The organism is Streptomyces sp. NPDC057474, from assembly GCF_042802555.1.
Classification (GTDB): Bacteria; Actinomycetota; Actinomycetes; order Streptomycetales; family Streptomycetaceae; genus Streptomyces.
Map to the genome: position 1 here is coordinate 1 of NZ_JBHVDX010000480.1, position 1,983 is coordinate 1,983.

Annotated in this window: 3 protein-coding genes; 2 read left to right on the forward strand and 1 reads right to left on the reverse strand. The window is 69.5% G+C overall.

Annotated features, from left to right (window positions below; all coding sequences use genetic code 11):
• Window positions 1-161 precede the first annotated feature (161 nt).
• Window positions 162-476, reverse strand: coding sequence for a hypothetical protein (locus ACFU53_RS47865; protein ID WP_384006927.1), 315 nt, complete (start codon window positions 474-476; stop codon window positions 162-164).
• A 176-nt stretch (window positions 477-652) separates the two neighbouring features.
• Between ACFU53_RS47865 and ACFU53_RS47870 the strand changes: the two genes are divergently transcribed.
• A complete protein-coding gene (locus ACFU53_RS47870; RefSeq protein ID WP_384006930.1) occupies window positions 653-1,012 on the forward strand; it encodes an arsenate reductase family protein in 360 nt (119 codons plus the stop codon).
• Window positions 1,013-1,170: 158 nt separating this feature from the next.
• Entirely contained in the window at window positions 1,171-1,887 is a 717-nt protein-coding gene (locus tag ACFU53_RS47875; RefSeq protein WP_384006934.1) for a hypothetical protein, read from the forward strand.
• Window positions 1,888-1,983 lie beyond the last annotated feature (96 nt).

Here is a 1,983-nt window from a genome sequence, read left to right on the forward strand (position 1 = left end):
AATCACCCCCTGGCGCGGCCGAACCCCGCCCCACCCTGCCGGCGGGACACCGCCCCTCCCCCTCCCCCCAACGCCGATACCCCCCAACACCGATGCCGCCCACCCCCGCGGAGTGGACGGCACCGGAAGATCGGCCGGGCGGCGTCAGCGGCCGTACCGCATCAGCGGCTGTAACGCATCAGCGCCCGCACCATGTGGCACGTGGTGTCCGACGGCGGGTGCACACCGATGGCCTCCGCCGTGCTCCGGATCGTCTCGTTGCGCGCCTGGTTCGGCATGTGGACACCGGAGTCGAGCAGGGCGATCGCAAGGCGCATGGCCTTCAGACGCCGGTTGTGGGTGATGTACCACTCACGCGGACGGCCCGGCGGCAGCGTGTGCTTCACCACCGGCGCGTAGGGCAGGTCGAGCAGGACGGGATGCTGGGCGGTGGACTGGGTGGGCAACGGCTTCGACTTCAGTGCGGCAGCGGGCACGGACATCCTCCTGTCGCGGTCTGGGCGGCGACGGAATCCCCCGTCGACAACCCTCGAACACTGCTTCTATTTTACTACCCCCCACTGACAATCGCCCCTGGCCAGAAGGCTTCTGAGGGCTCCTGTGACAGAGGTGGAACACGGGTTTTCGCGCACGGTTGGCTACGGTGGGCGGCATGGAGATCTGGATCAATCCGGCCTGTTCCAAGTGCCGCAGCGCGATCAGCCTGCTCGACGCCGAGGGCGCCGACTACACCGTCCGCCGCTACCTGGAGGACGTCCCGAGCGAGGACGAGATCCGCGCCGTACTGGACCGGCTCGGGCTCGAACCGTGGGACATCACCCGTACCCAGGAGGCCACCGCCAAGGAGCTCGGCCTCAAGGAGTGGGGCCGGGACGCCGGTGCGCGCGACCGATGGATCAAGGCGCTCGCCGAGCACCCGAAGCTCATCCAGCGGCCGATCATCACCGCGGACGACGGCACGGCGGTGGTCGCCCGTACGGACGAGGCGGTGCGGGACGCTCTGTCCAGGTAGAGGACGATTCGGAGGTCCGGGCCCGATCTTCGTGTGACGTGGGTTACTTGAGAGTTTGCTGTGACCGTTGAGTAGCTTCGTTCGGGATCTCGTACGTAGCGGCGTACTCGTCCGATCCGGCGGCCGATCCGAAGGCCCGCCGGGAACAGGAGGCGCGCATGTCGCGTAGGAGAACGCTCAGCACGAAGAAGAAGGTCGCACTGTTCGTGACCGCGGCGGCGGTGGCGGGAGGCGGGGCCTTCACCATGGCGGCCACGTCGAACGCGGCGCAGACCGCGGCGGAGTCAAGTGTCTGCCAGGGGCTGGCCACCGCGCTCGGCAACAACGAGCGGTTCATCGCGGACCAGAAGGCGAACCCCGACGCCCAGTCGACGGCCCGGATCGCCAACCGCGAGGCGGTCATCGCTCAGATCAAGGTCCAGCAGAAGGCGTCGGACTGCGTCGTCGGGGAGTCGGCTCAGGGCTCCCAGGCCGCACAGCCCGCGCAGCCGTCCGCGCCGGCCACGGAGACCGGGGGGTCGGCTCAGGACCCCCAGGGCGACGAGGCCGCGGGGAACGCGGGCGGCGCCGGGGACACGGGCGGCGCCGAGGACACCGGTGACACGGGGAACGCCGGCGCCGGCGCCGGCGAGCAGGTCTGCAACGGCTCCACCGTCACCCTCTCCGGTGAGGGCGGCGCCCCGGCCGCGTCCAGCAACGAGTTTCCGGCAGGTACGAAGCTGCGGGTGACCAACCTGGACAACAACAAGTCCACGACCGTCGAGGTCACCTCGGTCTCGGGCAGTTGTGTCCTGCTGAACAACTCCGCCTTCGAACAGGTCCGCGAACCCGGCAAGTTCCTGATCCGCCGCGCGCTGATCGAGAAGGTGGGGTGACGTCGGCCTGGACGGCGGCGCGAGCCTGCTCGTAACGGTGAGATGAAGAGAAGGCGACCGTCGTCCAGGGAGGCCGGCCACCGCACGGAGCGGTGG